Here is a 16,491-nt window from a genome sequence, read left to right on the forward strand (position 1 = left end):
CTAAACCCTCAAGGCGAACGTGAAAGTTACCAAAGCTTTATAATTCGTTGACCTGCGAATTTGGAAATCGCGGCACTAGCGACTGTTGAAAAATCTCGTTTAGGGTCTCTTAAGGAAGTCTTTTATGTGATCCTCATCACATGCACTGTTACTGGCGTGTTTCTGTCCTGTTATTGACGCCCCTACGACCCCACGGCGCATCACTTCAGCCACCGCTGTCCTACCCGCCCGCTAGACTTACTCCCCGTGTCCCCTACCCAGCCTCACTCTCCAGATGAATCATCAAGTCTGCACAGCGGCAAGCTGCGCCTAGATCTACAGCAGACCCTTGAGAACTGCATCGTCATCGATATTGAAACCACGGGGCTACGGCCGCAGGATGAGCGAATCATTGAGATCGCCGCCTTGCGTATCTGCGACGGCGACCTCCAGGATCAGTTCACTACCCTGCTCAACCCGCATCGCAACGTGCCTCAGGAAATCACAGACCTCACGGGCATCTCCGACGGTCTGCTGGCCGACAAGCCCAGCTTCGCCGAGATTCTGCCGGGCTTGCTGGCTTTCCTCCGGGATGCGTCAGGATCGGCCGCAGCCTCGGCCCCAGCCTCGACACCAAGCATGGGGACTCCGCGCCTAGTAGGACACAATGTCTCCTTCGACTTCTCTTTCCTCCAACACGAGATCCTCCGCGCCCAGCTGGGCGATGTCGCCCCAGCCCCGGACCCCGTTATCCCTCCATACACCCCGCGCCTGGTGTGCACTGCGGAGGCTTCCCGCTCGCTCATCCCCAGAGAGTCGGTGGGGCGCTATCGGCTGGGAAACGTGGCGTCATACCTTAAAGTCCCCCACCGTCCGCTACACCGCGCAATGAGCGACGCCCTAGCCACCTACGACGTCCTGCGGGCGCTGTCGGCGCACTAAAGCCCTCCGGGCGCTGCCGGCAGCTTCCTAACTCTTGACAGCAAAAATCCCGCCCACCGAATGGTGGACGGGATTTCCTCGAGCCTTATGTGAGAGCAGTTGAGTTAGCTCGAATGGAGACTACTTGTCGAGCTCCTCGTGGCGACGACGGTTCTCCTCGTTCAGTCGCTCGAACATTTCCTTCTGCTCCGCGTGGTTGGCCTTCTCGATGCGCTCGGCCTTCTCCGCGATCTCCGGGGAATCCGGGGTGAAGAAGCTGCCGCGGCCAGGCTGGCCGGCTGCGCCGAGCTCGTTCATGGTCTTCGGAACATATGCACCCTGGTACTCCAGCGGGATCGGGTGGCCGTGCTCGTCGACCGGGCCCAGCGGCTGGTGAACCTCGATGAAGCCACCGGAAGGCAGCTGGCGAATGGTGCCAGTCTCGATGCCGTGCTCCAGAACCTCGCGGTCGTTACGCTGCAGGGAGATGCACAGGTGGTAGGTGATGAAGTACGCGATCGGCGGCAGCAGCACCAGGCCGATACGGCCTACCCAGGTCATCAGGTTCAGCGAGATCGTGAAGTGCAGTGCAACCAGGTCGTTACCACCGGAGATGGTCAGCAGCACGTAGAAGACCAGTGCCATGACACCCAGTGCGGTACGAACCGGCACGTCGCGCGGACGCTGCAGCAGGTTGTGGTGGGCGTCATCGCCAGTCATCTTCTGCTCGATCCACGGGTAAGCGAACAGCAGCACAACCAGGCTGCCCAGCAGCAGAGCTACCCAGAACACAGCCGGAATGGTGTAGTTACCGAGGTAGAGCTCCCATGCAGGCATGACACGTGCAGCACCGTCAGTCCACAGCATGTAGATATCCGGCTGGGAACCGGCGGAAACCTGCGACGGGTTGTACGGGCCGAGGTTCCAGATTGCGTTGATCTGGAAGAGACCAGCCATCAGAGCGACGACACCGAAGGTGATCAGGCCGAAGGAAGCAGCCTTCAGACCGAACACCGGCAGAATACGTACGCCGACAACGTTGTTCTCAGTGCGCCCCGGTCCAGGGAACTGGGTGTGCTTCTGGTACCAAACCAGTGCCAAGTGGGCGGCGATCAGGGCCAGCAGGATGCCCGGGATCAGCAGCACGTGGGCGATGTACAGGCGAGGAATGATGATCTCACCCGGGAAGTCGCCAGCGAACATGATCCAGTGCAGCCAGGTACCGATGATCGGCAGACCAACGATGATGGCGGACATAATGCGCAGACCAACACCGGAGAGCAGGTCGTCCGGCAGGGAGTAACCCATGAAGCCCTCTGCCACGGACAGCAGCAGCAGGACACAACCGATGATCCAGTTAGCCTCACGTGGCTTGCGGAATGCACCGGTGAAGAAGATGCGCATCATGTGAACCATGATGGACACTGCGAACAGCAGTGCAGCCCAGTGGTGGACCTGGCGGATGAACAGGCCACCGCGAACCTCGAACGAGATGTCCAGTGCGGTGTGGTAGGCGGCGGACATCTCCACACCGTTGAGCGGTGCGTAGGCGCCGTCGTAGATCACCTTCGACATGGACGGATCGAAGAACAGCGTCAGGTAGACACCGGACAGGATCAGGATGATGAAGGAGTACAGCGCGATCTCACCGAGCATGAAGGACCAGTGAGTCGGGAATACCTTGTTAATTTGCGGGCGGATCAGGCCGGAGGCAGTGTACCGCTCGTCGATGTTGTTGGCCGCTTTAGCAGCGCGGCTCTGTTGTTTAGTGGTCATGAACGACGCTCCCAGAATGCCGGGCCGACAGGCTCGATGAAGTTACGGTCGGCGTACATGTATCCCTCTTCGTCGACCGAGATCGACAGCTCAGGCAGGGCGCGAGCTGCCGGTCCAAAGATCGGCTTACCGTGCTGCAGTGCATCGAACTGAGACTGGTGGCACGGGCAGAGGATGCGGTTAGTTTGCTGCTCATACAGGGACGTAGGGCAACCGATGTGAGTACAAATCTTCGAGTAAGCGAAGTAATCGCCGTAGTGGAAGTCCTCCTGGCCCTCACGCAGAATCGCCTTGTCAGCGTCCTCCGGGCGCAGGCGGATCAACATTACGGCGTTGCGCGAGCCGTGGATGGAGTGCATGTGCTCCTCGTAGACGTCACGGTTCTTGTCGAACTTGTCACCATCGTTGACCATGTCCTCAGTCAGCGGAAACACGGTCTCCATGGAGGCTGCGTCCAGATCCTCCGGGCGCATGCGGATCAGGCGAGACACGCCCTTGGTGCTGTAGTGACCGTCGTGCTCCTCGGCGATTGCGCCGGTGTCGCGGCCCAGGTAAACCTTCTCGCCCTGCTCCACCAGCGTCCAGCCGGTGGTCCAGAGGGTACCGTCGCCCTGAATACCCATGGCCTTGGCCTTCCAGGGGTTCTTAACGATGCCGCCCAGCGGCAAAGCGATAACCAGGCCAGCCAGAACCGCACCGGTACCGGCCAGACCGGCGATAACCGGGCGGCGACCCAGGGTGGAGGTCTTCCAGGAGTCGTTCAGTAGAGCGACCAGGGTGCGGCGGTCGACTTCCTCAGACGGGCCGTCGTGACGGGTCTGAACCGAAATCTCTTCCGGAACGAAGTTCTTGGTGTAGGCAACGATGGCCGCACCAAGCAGGGTGATGCTCAGACCGGACGTGATGCCCAGCAGCGGGGTGTAGACCGAGTAGAGCCACAGGCCGTCCTCTTCCAGACCCTTGTGCTCCCAGGGCCAGAACAGGTAGACACCGATGAAAGCGATGCCGAACAGAATCGACAGGGCCAGCAGAATGGTGACCTTGCGGCTCGCACGCTTTTCAGCGGGATCGTTGGCGATTGGGAAGCGCTCCTTGCGGTATGCAACCGTCACGCCGTCGAGCTCGGTACCCAGGCGGGCGAGCTCGTCGTTATTCATCTTCGACAGCTCTTCGTTGCTGTACTTCTTGTTGTTCTCACTCATGACCGCGATCCAATCCACATAGCGAAGGCAACGAGAACCACGATGCCGATAAACCACATGACCATGCCCTCAGTCACCGGGCCGATACCGCCCAGGCCGAAGCCACCCGGGTTCGGGGTTTCCTTAGCCGACTTGATGTAGGCAATGATGTCCTTCTTCTCGTCAGCGGTCAGCTGGCGATCGGAGAACTTAGGCATGTTCTGCGGGCCGGTCAGCATGGCCTGGTAGAGCTCCTGCTCGTTGGCAGGCGCCAGCGGCGGAGCGTACTTACCACTGGACAGTGCGCCACCCTTACCGGTGAAGTTGTGGCAAGATGCACAGTTCAGGCGGAACAGATCGGAACCACGGGCAACGTCGGCCGGGTCGATCTTGCCATCCTTGTTGTTGGCGCCACGCAGGGACTCCATGGCGATCTCGCCGTTAGCATCGCGGACGATGCCCGGGCCGCCACCGTTAGCGTTAACGTATGCGGCCAGCGCTAGTGCCTGCTGCTCGGAGTAGCGCGGGGGCTTACGCTTGGCCTGCGCCTCGTTGCGCAGCATCGGCATGCGGCCGGAGTGCACCTGGAAGTACACGGCGCCTTCGCCGACGCCGATCAGGGAAGGACCGCGATCCTTCACGCCCTGCAGGTTTGCACCGTGGCAGGTGATACAAGCAACCTCGTAGATTTCCTTACCCTGCTGTGCCAGATCCTCCGTGCTCTGCTCGGCAACGGCGTTCTGTGCATCGGGGGTCAATGCGTTGGCGAGGAAGCCCGCGCCTGTGAGCGCGAACAGCAAAGCCAACGCGCCGGCGAAGGCCTTGCGGACCTTCCGGCGGCGGCGTGCCTTAGCGGCACTGCCCTTCGAACCACTGGAGACTTGCTCCGTGGTTGCGTTGGTGGAGTTGATATCCATCTTGTTCCCTTATTTGTTAGTCAATGGAATTGCGATGGGCTGTAGGCCGACTCTCTTCTTGAGGGAGAAGAACCGACCTGGCCGGCCTACTGAATGAAGTAAATGGTGATCCACAGGCCGATCCACACAACGTCGACGAAGTGCCAGTAGTAGGACACAACGACGGCGGCGGTGGCCTGTGCCGGGGTGAACTTCGACTTCGCGGTCCTCAGCAGCACCACGAGGAAGGCGATAACACCGGCGAGCACGTGCGCGCCGTGGAAGCCTGTCGTGATGAAGAAGACCGATCCGTAGACGGATCCGGGGATGGTGGTTCCGTGCTGCACCAAGTGCACGTACTCGTAGCCCTGGCCGATGAGGAAGATAGTTCCCAGCAGCGCGGACAATGCGTACCACTTGCGTAGCGCGAAGACGTCACCCCTCTCCGCTGCGAAGACGCCCCACTGAGCAGTGAACGAAGAACTGATCAGGATGACCGTAATCGTTGCCGCGAACGGCACGTTCAGCTCGGTGGGCTCGGACGGCCAATTGCCGCCAGAGTTGGCCTTGGACACGAAGTACATCGCGAACAGGCCAGCGAAAAACATCAATTCCTGAGACAGGAACACAATCGTGCCGACACTGACCATGTTGGGTCGGTTCAGTGTCGCAACACGTTGTGGTGCTGCCATACCTGGGTTTTCAACTGCGCTCGTCACGCATAACAGTATGGCCGTTTCAAGCCCGATAGTCGATTCACTTCGGCGGTTTTCTGGAAGCAATCTGTAAAATCCCAGGTGAAACCTTGGATAAACCTGAAAGCCAACCCCGTTAGGGGCTATTGGGAACTTTTCCACCCCCGTATCCGACGAGTCACATAACGACAGGTCAAATGCCACTTTCGTCAAGGGCTGACACACCGACCACCCCACTATGGGGCTAGCCGCCCTGCATCCCCCGCCGCTCCCCCGACAGCCTTTCCCGCAGAACCGGTCCCTCGGGCCGCGCCTACCCAAAGGCTTCCGCGCCCCCACACACCTAATAGACTGGTCAGTACAGTATGTATTTACTCAGTGTGCCGGTGTTCGGCACAGGTTCCTGACAGGAAGGTGCGTCGAAGCAGCTATGTCCCCCACTACCCCACGTTCCGTAGAAACCAGCGGCCTTAGCCCAGACCAGCTACCACCCAGCTACTTCACCTGGCCGGGTCTACTTGGGCGGCTAGGCAAGGGCCAGGAGCTCAGCGAGGCCCAGGTACGTTGGGCGATGAACGAGATCATGGAGGGCAACGCTACCGACGCGCAGATCGCCGCCTTTGCCTTCGGCATCCGCGTGCGCGGCATCACCGCCGCCGAGCTGGCCGCCGCAGCCGAGACGATGACTAGCTTCGCCACCCCGGTGGACTTCTCGGACGTCCCGAACTGCGTGGACATCGTGGGCACGGGCGGCGACGGCCACCACACGGTGAACATTTCCACTATGGCTTCTTTCGTGGTCAGCGCCGCGGGCGTGCCGGTGGTTAAGCACGGCAACCGTGCCGCCAGCTCCAAGTGCGGCGGGGCGGACATGCTGGAGGCGCTGGGCCTGGACATCGAGCGCTCCCCCGAGGCCATCCGCCAGGATGCGCACGACACGGGCTTCGCCTTCATGTTTGCCAAGACCTACCACCCGGCGATGCGCTTCGCCGGCCCCGTGCGCAGCCAGCTGGGCGCCCCCACCATCTTTAACCTGCTGGGTCCCATGACAAACCCCGCGTACCCGAGGTTCGGCCTTATCGGCTGCGCTTTCAAGGAGTTCATGCCCATCATGGGCGGCGCTTTCGCCCGCCAGGGCAGCCGCGTTCTCGTGGTACGAGGCATGGACGGTATGGACGAGATCTCTGTGTGCACTCCTACCGAGGTCGTTACTGTGGACGCCGCAGGCCGCACCGGCGAGGAAGTCATTAACCCTCGCAACGTCGGCCTCGACTTCTACGAGGACGGCAGCCTGGTCGGCGGCGATGCAGAGTACAACGCGGACGTGGCCGTGCGCCTGATGAAGGGTGAGATCTCCGGCGCTATCAAGGATGCTGTCTTGATTAACGCCGCCGGTGCCTTGACGGCCGTGCGGGGCTGGGAGGAGAAGGGCTTCCAGGAGACTCTGCGCGAGCAGGTGCAGATCGCCCGCGAGGCTCTGGAATCCGGTGCCGCCCTCAAGCAGATGGAAAAGATCATCGGCAAGGAATTCTGATCTAGTGACGCCTGAGGGCGTCACTAGATAAGAAAAACTCCCCCTCCGAGCCCGGTCCTAAAGACTGGCGGAGGGGGAGGTTCTAGTGAAGTGTGAAGTTTAGTGCTTCTCCGGCGGCAGGCCGTACTGCAGGTTCAGCATCGTGGTGGCCCAGATCAGCATAACGGCACCGAAGGCGACCAGCCAGAGGTGCCACCATGCCAGGCCGGCACCCATCACGACGATGGAGACGGTCATCCAGAAAGGCCAGATGGAGCTCGCGGAGAAGAAGCCCAGCACGCCTTCGCCGTCCTCGATCTCTGCCTCTTCCCAGTCGTCCGGGCCGATGTCGGTCTTGGAGGCGGTCAGGTGGAGGTAACCACCGAGCATGAAGGCCAGCAGGGTGGCCATGACCAGGCCAGTGCCACCAGCCCACTCAACGCCCATGATGTTGCCTGAGTCGTTCACGGAGGAGGTGACGATGAAGTAGAACACCGTAACCGCAACGAAGAAGGTACCGATGCTGTAGAAAAGCTTTGCACCAGAGTTCATTTGCTTATCTCTCTTCCTTAATTAACCTTAGCGCTCCGCTGATTAAGCGGCGTTACGGTCCTTGTAGTTCTCACCCGGAGAACGGGTACCGGTGCGGTCAGACTCGAACGGGTGGGTGGAGGTTGCGTAGCCTTCCTCGCCGATCGCCTTCAGAGCCTCAGAGTTCGGTGCCTCCGGGTTGTCCTGGCGGAACTTAATGTACTGCTCGAACTTCTCCGGGGAAACAACGCGCAGTTCGAAGTTCATCATTGCGTGGTAGGTACCGCACATCTCAGCACAGCGGCCAACGAATGCGCCTTCCTCGTCGATGGACTCAACCTGGAAGCGGCGCTCAGAACGGTTCTCGCTCGGGTGCGGGAACACGTCGCGCTTGAACAGGAACTCCGGGATCCAGAAGGAGTGAACAACATCGGCGGAAGCCAGATTGAACTCGATCGGGGTGCCGGACGGAACAACCAGGACCGGGATCTCCTGGGTGGTGCCCACGGTCTCGATCTTGTCGTAGTTCAGGTAGCTGAGGTCATCCTTGGACTTGCCGTGGATCGGGCCCGGAACCTGGTGGCCGTGCTTGTCCAGCTTCTCCTCCGGCTTCTTGGATTCCTCTGCACGAGCCTGAGCTTCCTTGTCAACGCCCTTGTACTCCTTGCCACCGTTCAGCTCCGCAGCTACCTCGTGGTAGCCAAACTTCCAGTTCCACTGGTAGCCGGTCACGTCGACAACGACCTTCGGATCCTTGTCCAGAGCCGTTGCGCGATCCTGCGCCTGAACGTTGAAGAAGAACAGGCCACAGACGATCAGAACCGGCAGGGTGGTCAGAACCAGCTCCAGCGGAACGTTGTAGCCGGTCTGGCGCGGGAACTCGTCCTCGCCGCGCTTCTCAGCCTTCTTGGCGCTAGACCTACCCAAGTTCACAAACAGCAGCACCCACATGATGATGCCGATGATCCAGGCGACGACCCAGACCCACACCCACAGGTTGCCCATTTCCTTGGACTCCGGGGTGATGCCCTTCGGCCAGCCCATGCGCAAGAAGTTAAAGAAACCGTTCTCCGGCGGGGCGACAGTACAGCCGGAAAGAACCAGGCCAGCTAGACCCAGTACACCGGCGAGGCCAATACGGCGAGTCAAACCGTGCTTATTTCGCTGTTCCACGCGAGTTTGCCTTCCTCATTCACACGTCACTTTGCGTTGTAGGCCTTGAGGTCCGTCGCGCGCCTGCAGTTCGCGCGCGATAGATAGACCTACAACCACTTCACTTAAAGAACCTTAGACCATTAACAGGACATTGCCACCATCGCGGAACGGGATTTTCCCTTTTCGGGGTTGGCGGCTACCCACATTGCCCCCACACGGGTTAGGCGGGAGCCCGCGCAGTGCGTGGCTCCCGCCTTTGTGGAGTTTTTTGGGACGCTCTCCCCTGGCACTCTAGAGCGCCCCAGAACGCTCTAGAGCACCCTAGAGCGCCCTAGAACTTATTCATCTCGATCACTCCGGCACCACCGATGTTGCGCAGGTTGGCACGGGCCAGGTCAACCATGCGCCCCACGCCACCCTCAAACACGGTGCGCGTTGCGGAGCGGGAGAAGCCCATCATCATTTCCCAGGTGATGTTCGGCGGCAGGCTCAGCGCGTTCGGGTCGGTAACCACGTCCACCAGCACCGGGCCGTCGTAGGCCAGAGCTTCCTTTATGCCGCTCTCCACGTCCGCCGGGTCCTCGATGCGGATCGCCTTGATGCCAATAGCATCGGCGATCTTGGCGAAGTTCACGTGCTCGTGGTCGGTTTCGTGCTCGGGCAGTCCAGCGACCATCATCTCCAGCTTCACCATGCCCAGCGAGGAGTTATTAAAGACCACGATGTTGACCGGGAGGTCGTGCAGCTTGGCGGTCAGCAGCTCGCCCATGAGCATCCCCAGGCCGCCGTCGCCGGAGAAGGAGATCACCTGGCGGTCGCGGTCCGCGGCCTGCGCACCCAGCGCCTGCGGCAGCGCGTTGGCCATGGTGCCGTGGCGGAACGAGCCGATTTCTTCACGCTTGCCGTTCGGCGTGATGTAGCGGGCACCCCAGACGTTGCACATGCCGGTATCGATAGTGAAGATGGCATCTTCAGCCGCCAGGCGGTCGATCGTGTCCGCCAGGTACTCCGGGTGGATAGGCTTCGACTTGCCCGCCTTCTTGGTGTAGGCGTCCACCACGTGGTTCAGCGCCCGCGCGTGGTTGCGCAGCTGCTTGTCCAGGAACCTGCGGTCGGTCTTTTCCTCGATGTGCGGCAGGATCGTGTCGATCACCGCCCCGACGTCGCCGACCACGGGGTAGTCGATGGTGGTGCGGCGGCCGATGTGGGAGCCGTCGATGTCGACCTGCGCCACGTTGCCGGTCGGCAGGAAGTCGGTGTACGGGAAGTCGGTTCCCAACAGGATCAGCAGGTCAGCGTCGTACATCGCGTCGCGCGCCGCACCGTAGCCCAGCAGGCCGGACATGCCGACGTCGAATGGGTTGTCGTACTGGATGTGCATCTTGCCACCGAAGGCGTGGCCGACCGGGGACTTAATCTTCTCTGCCAGCTCGAGCACTTGCTCTCGAGAGTTTTTGACGCCCTCACCGCAGAACAAAGTGACGGTTTCGGCATCGTTGATGGCCTTGGCCAGGCGGGCTGCTTCCTCGGCATCCGGGTACAGCACGGGGCGCCCCTTGGCGTACACCGAGTCGATGAAGCCTTCCTCCTCGATTTCCTGGGAGGATACGTCGCCAGGGATGACCAGCACGCTGACACCCTTTCCGGCCAGCGTGGACTGGATGGCGTGGTGCAGCACCTTTGGCCCCTGCGCTGCGGAGTTCACCATCTCGCAGTAGCCGGAGCACTCCTGGAAGATCTGCTCGGGGTGAGTTTCCTGGAAGAACTGGCTGCCGATCTGCACGCTCGGGATGTGGGAGGCAATGGCCAGCACCTTCGCACCATTGCGGTGGGAATCATAAAGGCCCTGGATCAGGTGGGTATTGCCGGGACCGCAGGAGGCGGCACACACGGCTAAATCGCCAGTGACGAGGGATTCCGCGCCGGCGGCGAAAGCCGCGGCTTCCTCGTTGCGCACGTGGATCCATTCGATGGAGGACTGACGAACCTCATCGACGATCGGGTTGAGGCTATCGCCCACCAGCCCGAAGATTCGCTTAACGCCCTGTTTTTCTAGAGTCTTTACCAGCTGTGATGCGAAATTTTTTGCCATGCCTCCTAGGCTACGCGGAGCTATAGAACAGTGCATGGATCGCTGAACAGTCTCACAGAAGTGAAATTATGTAATGCACATCACTCAGGTGCTAGATAGCCCGTGTGCTCAATAACCCCATGTACTTAATAACTCAGTCTTAAAACGGTCTGCTCTCCGCCGTGGCAACTAGCTCACCTCCACCCCATCCGCGTAAAGTCAGAACGCATGTGTGGATTGCTTGGAATCATTGCGGCGAACGGCGCCGCGGAAAATTTCGTTGAGGCTGTAGAGGGCGCACTCCCTTGCATGCACCACCGTGGCCCGGACGATAGCGGCACGTGGCACGACCAAGATGTCGTCTTCGGCTTCAACCGACTATCCATCATCGACTTGGAGCACTCGCACCAGCCCCTGCAGTGGGGCCCGGAGGGCGAGGAAAACCGCTACGCGCTGACGTTTAACGGTGAGATCTACAACTACGTCGAGCTGCGCGAGGAGCTCAAGGAAGCTGGCTATACCTTTAATACTGAGGGCGACGGCGAGACCATCGTGGTGGGCTTCCACCACTGGGGCGCCGACGTGGTGAACCACCTGCGCGGCATGTTCGCCTTCGCTGTGTGGGATTCCAAGGAAAAGAAGCTGTTCCTGGCTCGCGATCAGTTCGGCATCAAGCCGATGTATGTCGCTACCACCGAGGCGGGCACCGTCTTCGCCTCGGAGAAGAAGTGCATCCTGTCGATGGCAGAGGCCCTTAACCTGAACCTGGATCTGGATATCCGCGCTATTGCGCACTACACCGATCTGCAGTACGTCCCGGAACCAGAGAGCCTGCACAAGAACATCCGCCGCCTGGAATCTGGCAGCTACGGATTCGTCACCCCTGGCGGGAAGATCGAGGAAACCCGCTGGTTCGAACCTCGCTTCCCCGTGAAGAAGGTCGCAGCTGGCGACGAGGAGGCCGTATTCCAGCGTATCGCCGAGGCCCTGGAGGATTCCGTGGCCAAGCACATGCGCGCGGACGTCACGGTCGGCTCCTTCCTGTCCGGCGGCATCGACTCCACCGCCATCGCCGCGCTGGCCAAGCGTCATAACCCGGATCTACTGACTTTTACCACCGGTTTCGAGCGGGAGGGCTACTCCGAGGTCGACGTTGCCGCGGAATCTGCCGCCGCCATCGGCGCCGAGCACATCGTGAAGGTTGTCAGCCCCGAGGAGTACGCCGAGGCTATCCCGAAGATCATCTGGTACCTGGACGATCCAGTAGCCGACCCGTCGCTGGTGCCGCTGTATTTCGTGGCGCAGGAGGCCCGCAAGCACGTCAAGGTGGTGCTCTCCGGCGAGGGCGCCGACGAGCTCTTCGGCGGCTACACCATCTACAAGGAGCCGCTGAGCCTGGCACCTTTCGACAAGATCCCCTCCCCGCTGAAGCGCGTGCTGTCCAGCGTGGGCAACGCACTGCCCGAGGGCATGCGCGGCAAGTCCCTGCTGCAGCGCGGCACCATGTCGATGGAGGACCGCTACTACGGCAACGCGCGCTCTTTTAACTACCAGCAGCTAGAGCGCGTACTGCGCGAGATCCGCCCCGAGTGGGATCACCGCGAGGTCACGGCGCCGATCTACGCGAAGTCAAAGGACATGGACCCGGTCGCCCGCATGCAGCACCTGGACCTGTTCACCTGGATGCGTGGCGACATTCTGGTGAAGGCCGACAAGATCAACATGGCAAACTCCCTGGAGCTGCGCGTGCCGTTCCTGGATAAGGTCGTCTTCGACGTGGCGGAAACCCTGCCCCACGAGCTCAAAATCTCCCATGGCACCACCAAGTACGCGCTGCGCAAGGCGCTGGAGCGCATCGTGCCGCCGCACGTTCTGCACCGCAAGAAGCTGGGCTTCCCGGTGCCGATGCGCCACTGGCTGGCCGGCGACGAGCTCTACGGCTGGGCCAAGGAGAACATCGAGGCCTCGCAGACCGACCACATCTTCAACAAGGCAGAGGTCCTGAAGATGCTGGACGAGCACCGCGTGGCGATGAACACCGGCTCCGGGCCGGACCACTCCCGCCGACTGTGGACCGTCATCGCCTTCATGGTCTGGCACGGCATCTTCGTCGAGGATCGCATCGATCCACAGATCGACCAGCGCCAGTACCCGGTCAACCTCTAGAGCTCGCCCCTAGAGCCAACCTCTAGAGCCCGCCGCCCCGCTCTAGACGCTAGAGACCCGAAAACGCCCCCGAGGGAATTCATCCCTAGGGGGCGTCATTAATTAGAGCAGCTAGAGCCGCTTAGCTGAAGGAATCACCACAGGCACAGGAACCGGTAGCGTTCGGGTTGTCGATGGTGAAGCCCTGAGACTCGATGGTGTCCGCGAAGTCGATCTTCGCACCCATCAGGTACGGGGAGGACATGCGATCCACAACCAGGTTCACACCGTCGTACTCGTCGACCAGATCGCCGTCCAGGGAACGATCATCGAAAAACAGCTGGTAGCGCAGGCCAGCGCAACCGCCAGGCTGCACTGCGATACGCAGGGAAAGATCGTCGCGGCCCTCCTGTGCCAGCAGGGCGCTGGCCTTCTGCTGGGCAGCCTCGGTCAGCTCCACACCGGTGACCTTCTCTGGAGCAGTCATGTTGGTCCTCCTCAATAAATGACCGAATTTTTGAATTGGCTTTGCTCACAAGCTACGCCTCATTGTTCCACAACGCCACTACCCTCTTGGGTTATTCCCGCGACAGCGATATTTCTCCGCGTTCCCGCGCTAGTGTTTTTGGTTTTGTTCCCCTGCTCTCCTGCTCTAGCCTGTTACATGTGAAAATGCCATGGAAGAAGCAGGAAAAGGTCGCCGACTCAGCCGAGGATCAGGTCTCGCCACAGGATGCCGATGCGTCGGCTGAGGTAGACAGCGACGCAGACGGTGGCGTCACTAAGGAAAAGAACTCCAAGGCCTTTACGCCGAAGAAGGGCAAGGCCACCCCGAAGCGCAACGAACAGGAGCGCAAGCACGGCGTGCGCCGCAGCGCCTACACCGCCCCCGCCACTCCAGGCGAGGCGCGCAAGCAGCGCAAGGAGCTCAAGGCCTCCATGTCCAAGGAGGAATACAAGGCCATGAAGCAGCGCCAGAAGGACGAGGCGAACCGCGAGCGACGCCGCGCCAACCAGCGCATGATGGCCGGCGACGAGGATTACCTCATGGACCGCGACAAGGGGCCGGAAAAGCGCTTCGTCCGCGACTGGATCGATTCCCGCCGCTACATGATGAACTTCTTCCTGCCGCTGGCGCTGCTGGTCATCGTCATCATGATCTTCGGCATGTCCAACCCGAACATCGCCAACCTGGCTTCGCTGGTGATGATGGTCGTGTTCCTCATCATGATCGGTGAGGGCATTTGGCTCGGCCGCCGCATTAACCGCGAGGTCAACGAGCGCTTCCCTGACAACCCGCACGGCAAGTTCAGCCTGGGTCTGTATGCGTTCACCCGCGCCACGATGATTCGCCGCCTGCGCACCCCTGCCCCGCAGAAGCAGATCGGCGACAGCGTTTAAAAGCCGACAACGTTTAGACTGAAACCCATGGCTTCTACGACCTCGGCTTCTACCACCTCCGCCCCGAACTTCCCGCCTATCGTCCCGCCGGACGAGGCCACTCGCAGTCGAGCCGATCAGCTGCGCACCTCCGCGCCGACGAAGGCCGGCATTCCGGCTGGTTCGCTGGGAAGGCTGGAGGGGGTCGCCACCTGGATCGCCGCCTGCCAGGGTTCCGCCCCCGCCGAGGTTCTGAACGCGGCGCGCCTGGTTGTGGTTACCGGCGAGCACGGGGTGGCCGAGGCGCACCCGGAGATCTCCGCCCTGCCGTACGACTTCAATGCCCAGGTGCGCCAGAACCTGGCCGATGCGACCGCTCCGATTGTGGATGCCTGCAGGTCCGCACGGGTTTCTCTTTCTATTATTGACGCCACGTTGGGTACCCCCTCCGGTTCCATCGACACCGCGGACGCTTTGAGCCCCGAGGATTATGTAAGGCACCTGCGGCGCGGCATGCGTTTCGCCGACCAGGAGGCGGACAAGGGCACGCAGGTGCTGCTGCTGGGTGATCTGGGGCGGGGGCTTACCACGGTGGCCGCTGCGGTGATTGGCAGCGTGTGCAACGTGGAGCCGGTGAAGATCATCGGCCGGGGTTCCGGCATCGATGACGAGGCGTGGAAGACGAAGGTGGCGGTGATCCGCGATGCGATGTTCCGCGTGCGCGATGATAAGGCGGTGGCCTCGCGGGCGCTGCAGCAGATCGGCTCGGCCGACCTGGCGGTGATGGCGGGGATTCTGGCGCAGGCGGCGGTGCGCCGCACGCCTGTGATTTTCGACGGCGTAGGGGCGGCTGCGGCGGCACTGTGCGCGCAAATGCTGGCGCCGGGGGCCGCCGCGTGGTGGCTGGCGGCTTCGGCGGGCACGGAGCCCGCTGCCCTCCCGGCGCTCAATGCGCTCGGCTTGGAGCCGCTGCTGGATCTGCAGCTCGGCACCGGCCAGGGGCTGGGCGCCGTCCTGGCCTTGCCGATGGTGCGTTACGCGGTGGCTGCCTGCTCCACCAGCGTGTAGAGCCAGCCGTGCTTGTCGGCGACGCGGCCGTTCTGGATGCCCGTCAGCTGCTCGCGCAGGCGCATGGTCACCGGACCGGTCTGGCCGCCGTTGACCTGGAATTCGCCGGACTCGTCCTTCACGGTGCCGACCGGGGTGACGACGGCTGCGGTGCCGCAGGCGAAGGCCTCGGTCATGGCGCCGGACTTCGCGGCTTCCTTCCACTCGTCGGTGGAGATGCGGCGCTCCTCTACCTTGTAGCCCAGGTCGCGCGCCAATTCCAGCAGGGAGAGGCGGGTAACGCCCGGCAGTAGCGAGCCGGAGAGCTCCGGGGTGACTAGCGTGACATTTTCGGCGCCAGCGCCGACGGCCTCGCCTTCGCCCTCATCCTCGCTTCCGAAGACGAACGCCAGGTTCATGCCGCCCATCTCTTCGATGTACTTGTGCTCGGTCGCGTCCAGCCATACCACCTGGTCGCAGCCTTCCTTCTCTGCGGAAGCCTGTGCCGCCAGAGAGGCCGCGTAGTTACCGGCGAACTTCGCAGCACCGGTACCGCCGGGTGCGGCGCGGGTGTAGTCAGTGGACAGCCAGACGCTCACCGGGTTGATGCCGCCGGAGAAGTAAGCGCCCGCCGGGGAGGCGATCACGAAGTAGGTGTAGCTGCTAGCCGGGTGCACACCCAGGCCAACCTCACGGGAGATCATGAAGGGACGCAGGTACAGGGATTCTTCGCCTCCGCCCTGCGGAACCCAGCGCTGGTCGATGTCCACGATCTGGCGCAGGGATTCCAGGAACAGCTCCTCCGGCAGCTCCGGCATGGCCATGCGGGCGGCGGAGTTCTGGAAGCGGCGGGCGTTCTGCTCCGGGCGGAAGGTGACGATCTTGCCGCCTTCGCCGCGGTAGGCCTTCAGGCCTTCGAAGATGGCCTGGCCGTAGTGGAACACGCTGCATGCCGGGTCCATCTGGATCTGCTGGTAGGGCTCCACGCGGGCGTTGTGCCAGCCATCCTCGGCGTTCCAGTCGATGGCGACCATGTGGTCGGTGAAGTACTTGCCGAAGCCCGGGGCAGCGAGGATCTCGGCGATCTTCTCGTCGGTCACCGGGTTCTGGGTGCGGGTGACGCTGAACTCCACCTGGGAGCTCTGCTGGGCCTTCTGGGTCTGGGAGTTTGCCTCTGGAGTAGTCATGAGTCCCAGACTAC

14 protein-coding genes are annotated in these 16,491 nt (G+C 61.7%); 5 read left to right on the forward strand and 9 right to left on the reverse strand.

All coding sequences use genetic code 11. From position 1 onward, the window contains the following. Positions 1–246 precede the first annotated feature (246 nt). The gene (locus QKE30_RS03795) at positions 247–921 is read left to right on the forward strand and encodes a 3'-5' exonuclease (RefSeq protein ID WP_239201336.1); all 675 of its coding nucleotides are present in this window, start codon (positions 247–249) and stop codon (positions 919–921) included. Positions 922–1,041: 120 nt separating this feature from the next. On the opposite strand, the gene QKE30_RS03800 is transcribed toward QKE30_RS03795, so the two are convergent. The 4 genes from QKE30_RS03800 to QKE30_RS03815 all read right to left on the reverse strand — a co-directional run bounded on the left by QKE30_RS03800 (position 1,042) and on the right by QKE30_RS03815 (position 5,472). Further along, complete coding sequence (locus QKE30_RS03800) at positions 1,042–2,676, reverse strand: cytochrome bc complex cytochrome b subunit (RefSeq protein ID WP_239201335.1); 1,635 nt, start codon at positions 2,674–2,676, stop codon at positions 1,042–1,044. Continuing rightward, positions 2,673–3,878: a ubiquinol-cytochrome c reductase iron-sulfur subunit gene (locus QKE30_RS03805; RefSeq protein ID WP_347934136.1), complete on the reverse strand. Its 1,206-nt coding sequence runs from the start codon at positions 3,876–3,878 to the stop codon at positions 2,673–2,675. Before QKE30_RS03805 ends, QKE30_RS03800 begins: the two co-directional genes overlap by 4 nt. After that, entirely contained in the window at positions 3,875–4,774 is a 900-nt protein-coding gene (locus QKE30_RS03810; RefSeq protein ID WP_347934137.1) for a cytochrome c, read from the reverse strand. Before QKE30_RS03810 ends, QKE30_RS03805 begins: the two co-directional genes overlap by 4 nt. A gap of 86 nt (positions 4,775–4,860) precedes the next feature. Then, positions 4,861–5,472, reverse strand: coding sequence for a heme-copper oxidase subunit III (locus QKE30_RS03815; RefSeq protein ID WP_034965190.1), 612 nt, complete (start codon positions 5,470–5,472; stop codon positions 4,861–4,863). A gap of 406 nt (positions 5,473–5,878) precedes the next feature. On the opposite strand from QKE30_RS03815, the gene trpD reads away from it, so the two are divergent. Beyond that, positions 5,879–6,982: an anthranilate phosphoribosyltransferase gene (gene trpD / locus QKE30_RS03820; protein ID WP_347934138.1), complete on the forward strand. Its 1,104-nt coding sequence runs from the start codon at positions 5,879–5,881 to the stop codon at positions 6,980–6,982. Positions 6,983–7,081: 99 nt separating this feature from the next. On the opposite strand, the gene QKE30_RS03825 is transcribed toward trpD, so the two are convergent. The 3 genes from QKE30_RS03825 to QKE30_RS03835 form a co-directional block, all read right to left on the reverse strand. Next, entirely contained in the window at positions 7,082–7,513 is a 432-nt protein-coding gene (locus tag QKE30_RS03825) for a cytochrome c oxidase subunit 4 (protein ID WP_347934139.1), read from the reverse strand. Positions 7,514–7,555: 42 nt separating this feature from the next. Continuing rightward, the gene (locus QKE30_RS03830; protein ID WP_347934140.1) at positions 7,556–8,665 is read right to left on the reverse strand and encodes a cytochrome c oxidase subunit II; all 1,110 of its coding nucleotides are present in this window, start codon (positions 8,663–8,665) and stop codon (positions 7,556–7,558) included. Between the two features lie 313 nt (positions 8,666–8,978). Next, positions 8,979–10,739 carry a pyruvate dehydrogenase gene (locus tag QKE30_RS03835; RefSeq protein ID WP_347934141.1) on the reverse strand — a complete coding sequence of 587 codons (1,761 nt, stop codon included), beginning with the start codon at positions 10,737–10,739 and terminating at the stop codon, positions 8,979–8,981. Positions 10,740–10,946: 207 nt separating this feature from the next. Between QKE30_RS03835 and asnB the strand changes: the two genes are divergently transcribed. Then, on the forward strand, positions 10,947–12,884 hold the full coding sequence (gene asnB, locus QKE30_RS03840) for an asparagine synthase (glutamine-hydrolyzing) (RefSeq protein ID WP_239201316.1): 1,938 nt from the start codon (positions 10,947–10,949) through the stop codon (positions 12,882–12,884). Positions 12,885–13,005: 121 nt separating this feature from the next. Here the strand turns inward: asnB and QKE30_RS03845 are convergent, their stop codons facing one another. Beyond that, the gene (locus tag QKE30_RS03845; RefSeq protein WP_239201315.1) at positions 13,006–13,350 is read right to left on the reverse strand and encodes an iron-sulfur cluster assembly accessory protein; all 345 of its coding nucleotides are present in this window, start codon (positions 13,348–13,350) and stop codon (positions 13,006–13,008) included. Positions 13,351–13,535: 185 nt separating this feature from the next. On the opposite strand from QKE30_RS03845, the gene QKE30_RS03850 reads away from it, so the two are divergent. Both QKE30_RS03850 and QKE30_RS03855 read left to right on the forward strand, forming a co-directional pair. Beyond that, positions 13,536–14,264, forward strand: coding sequence for a DUF3043 domain-containing protein (locus QKE30_RS03850; RefSeq protein WP_239201312.1), 729 nt, complete (start codon positions 13,536–13,538; stop codon positions 14,262–14,264). Positions 14,265–14,291: 27 nt separating this feature from the next. After that, on the forward strand, positions 14,292–15,311 hold the full coding sequence (locus tag QKE30_RS03855; RefSeq protein ID WP_239201310.1) for a nicotinate-nucleotide--dimethylbenzimidazole phosphoribosyltransferase: 1,020 nt from the start codon (positions 14,292–14,294) through the stop codon (positions 15,309–15,311). On the opposite strand, the gene QKE30_RS03860 is transcribed toward QKE30_RS03855, so the two are convergent. Next, positions 15,278–16,477: a branched-chain amino acid aminotransferase gene (locus tag QKE30_RS03860; RefSeq protein WP_347934142.1), complete on the reverse strand. Its 1,200-nt coding sequence runs from the start codon at positions 16,475–16,477 to the stop codon at positions 15,278–15,280. The two genes, QKE30_RS03855 and QKE30_RS03860, sit on opposite strands and share 34 nt — an antisense overlap. Between the last annotated feature and the right edge of the window lie 14 nt (positions 16,478–16,491).

Origin of the sequence: Corynebacterium sp. c24Ua_83, from assembly GCF_039907245.1 — a bacterium.
Taxonomy (GTDB): Bacteria; Actinomycetota; Actinomycetes; order Mycobacteriales; family Mycobacteriaceae; genus Corynebacterium.

What these genes read in the sequence shown, in the direction of transcription:
- QKE30_RS03800 (WP_239201335.1), bottom strand. Translation starts at nt 2,676, where the DNA reads ATGACCACTAAACAACAGAGCCGCGCTGCTAAAGCGGCCAACAACATC.
- QKE30_RS03805 (WP_347934136.1), bottom strand. Translation starts at nt 3,878, where the DNA reads ATGAGTGAGAACAACAAGAAGTACAGCAACGAAGAGCTGTCGAAGATG.
- QKE30_RS03810 (WP_347934137.1), bottom strand. Translation starts at nt 4,774, where the DNA reads ATGGATATCAACTCCACCAACGCAACCACGGAGCAAGTCTCCAGTGGT.
- trpD (WP_347934138.1), top strand. Translation starts at nt 5,879, where the DNA reads ATGTCCCCCACTACCCCACGTTCCGTAGAAACCAGCGGCCTTAGCCCA.
- QKE30_RS03825 (WP_347934139.1), bottom strand. Translation starts at nt 7,513, where the DNA reads ATGAACTCTGGTGCAAAGCTTTTCTACAGCATCGGTACCTTCTTCGTT.
- QKE30_RS03835 (WP_347934141.1), bottom strand. Translation starts at nt 10,739, where the DNA reads ATGGCAAAAAATTTCGCATCACAGCTGGTAAAGACTCTAGAAAAACAG.
- asnB (WP_239201316.1), top strand. Translation starts at nt 10,947, where the DNA reads ATGTGTGGATTGCTTGGAATCATTGCGGCGAACGGCGCCGCGGAAAAT.
- QKE30_RS03845 (WP_239201315.1), bottom strand. Translation starts at nt 13,350, where the DNA reads ATGACTGCTCCAGAGAAGGTCACCGGTGTGGAGCTGACCGAGGCTGCC.
- QKE30_RS03850 (WP_239201312.1), top strand. Translation starts at nt 13,536, where the DNA reads ATGCCATGGAAGAAGCAGGAAAAGGTCGCCGACTCAGCCGAGGATCAG.
- QKE30_RS03855 (WP_239201310.1), top strand. Translation starts at nt 14,292, where the DNA reads ATGGCTTCTACGACCTCGGCTTCTACCACCTCCGCCCCGAACTTCCCG.
- QKE30_RS03860 (WP_347934142.1), bottom strand. Translation starts at nt 16,477, where the DNA reads ATGACTACTCCAGAGGCAAACTCCCAGACCCAGAAGGCCCAGCAGAGC.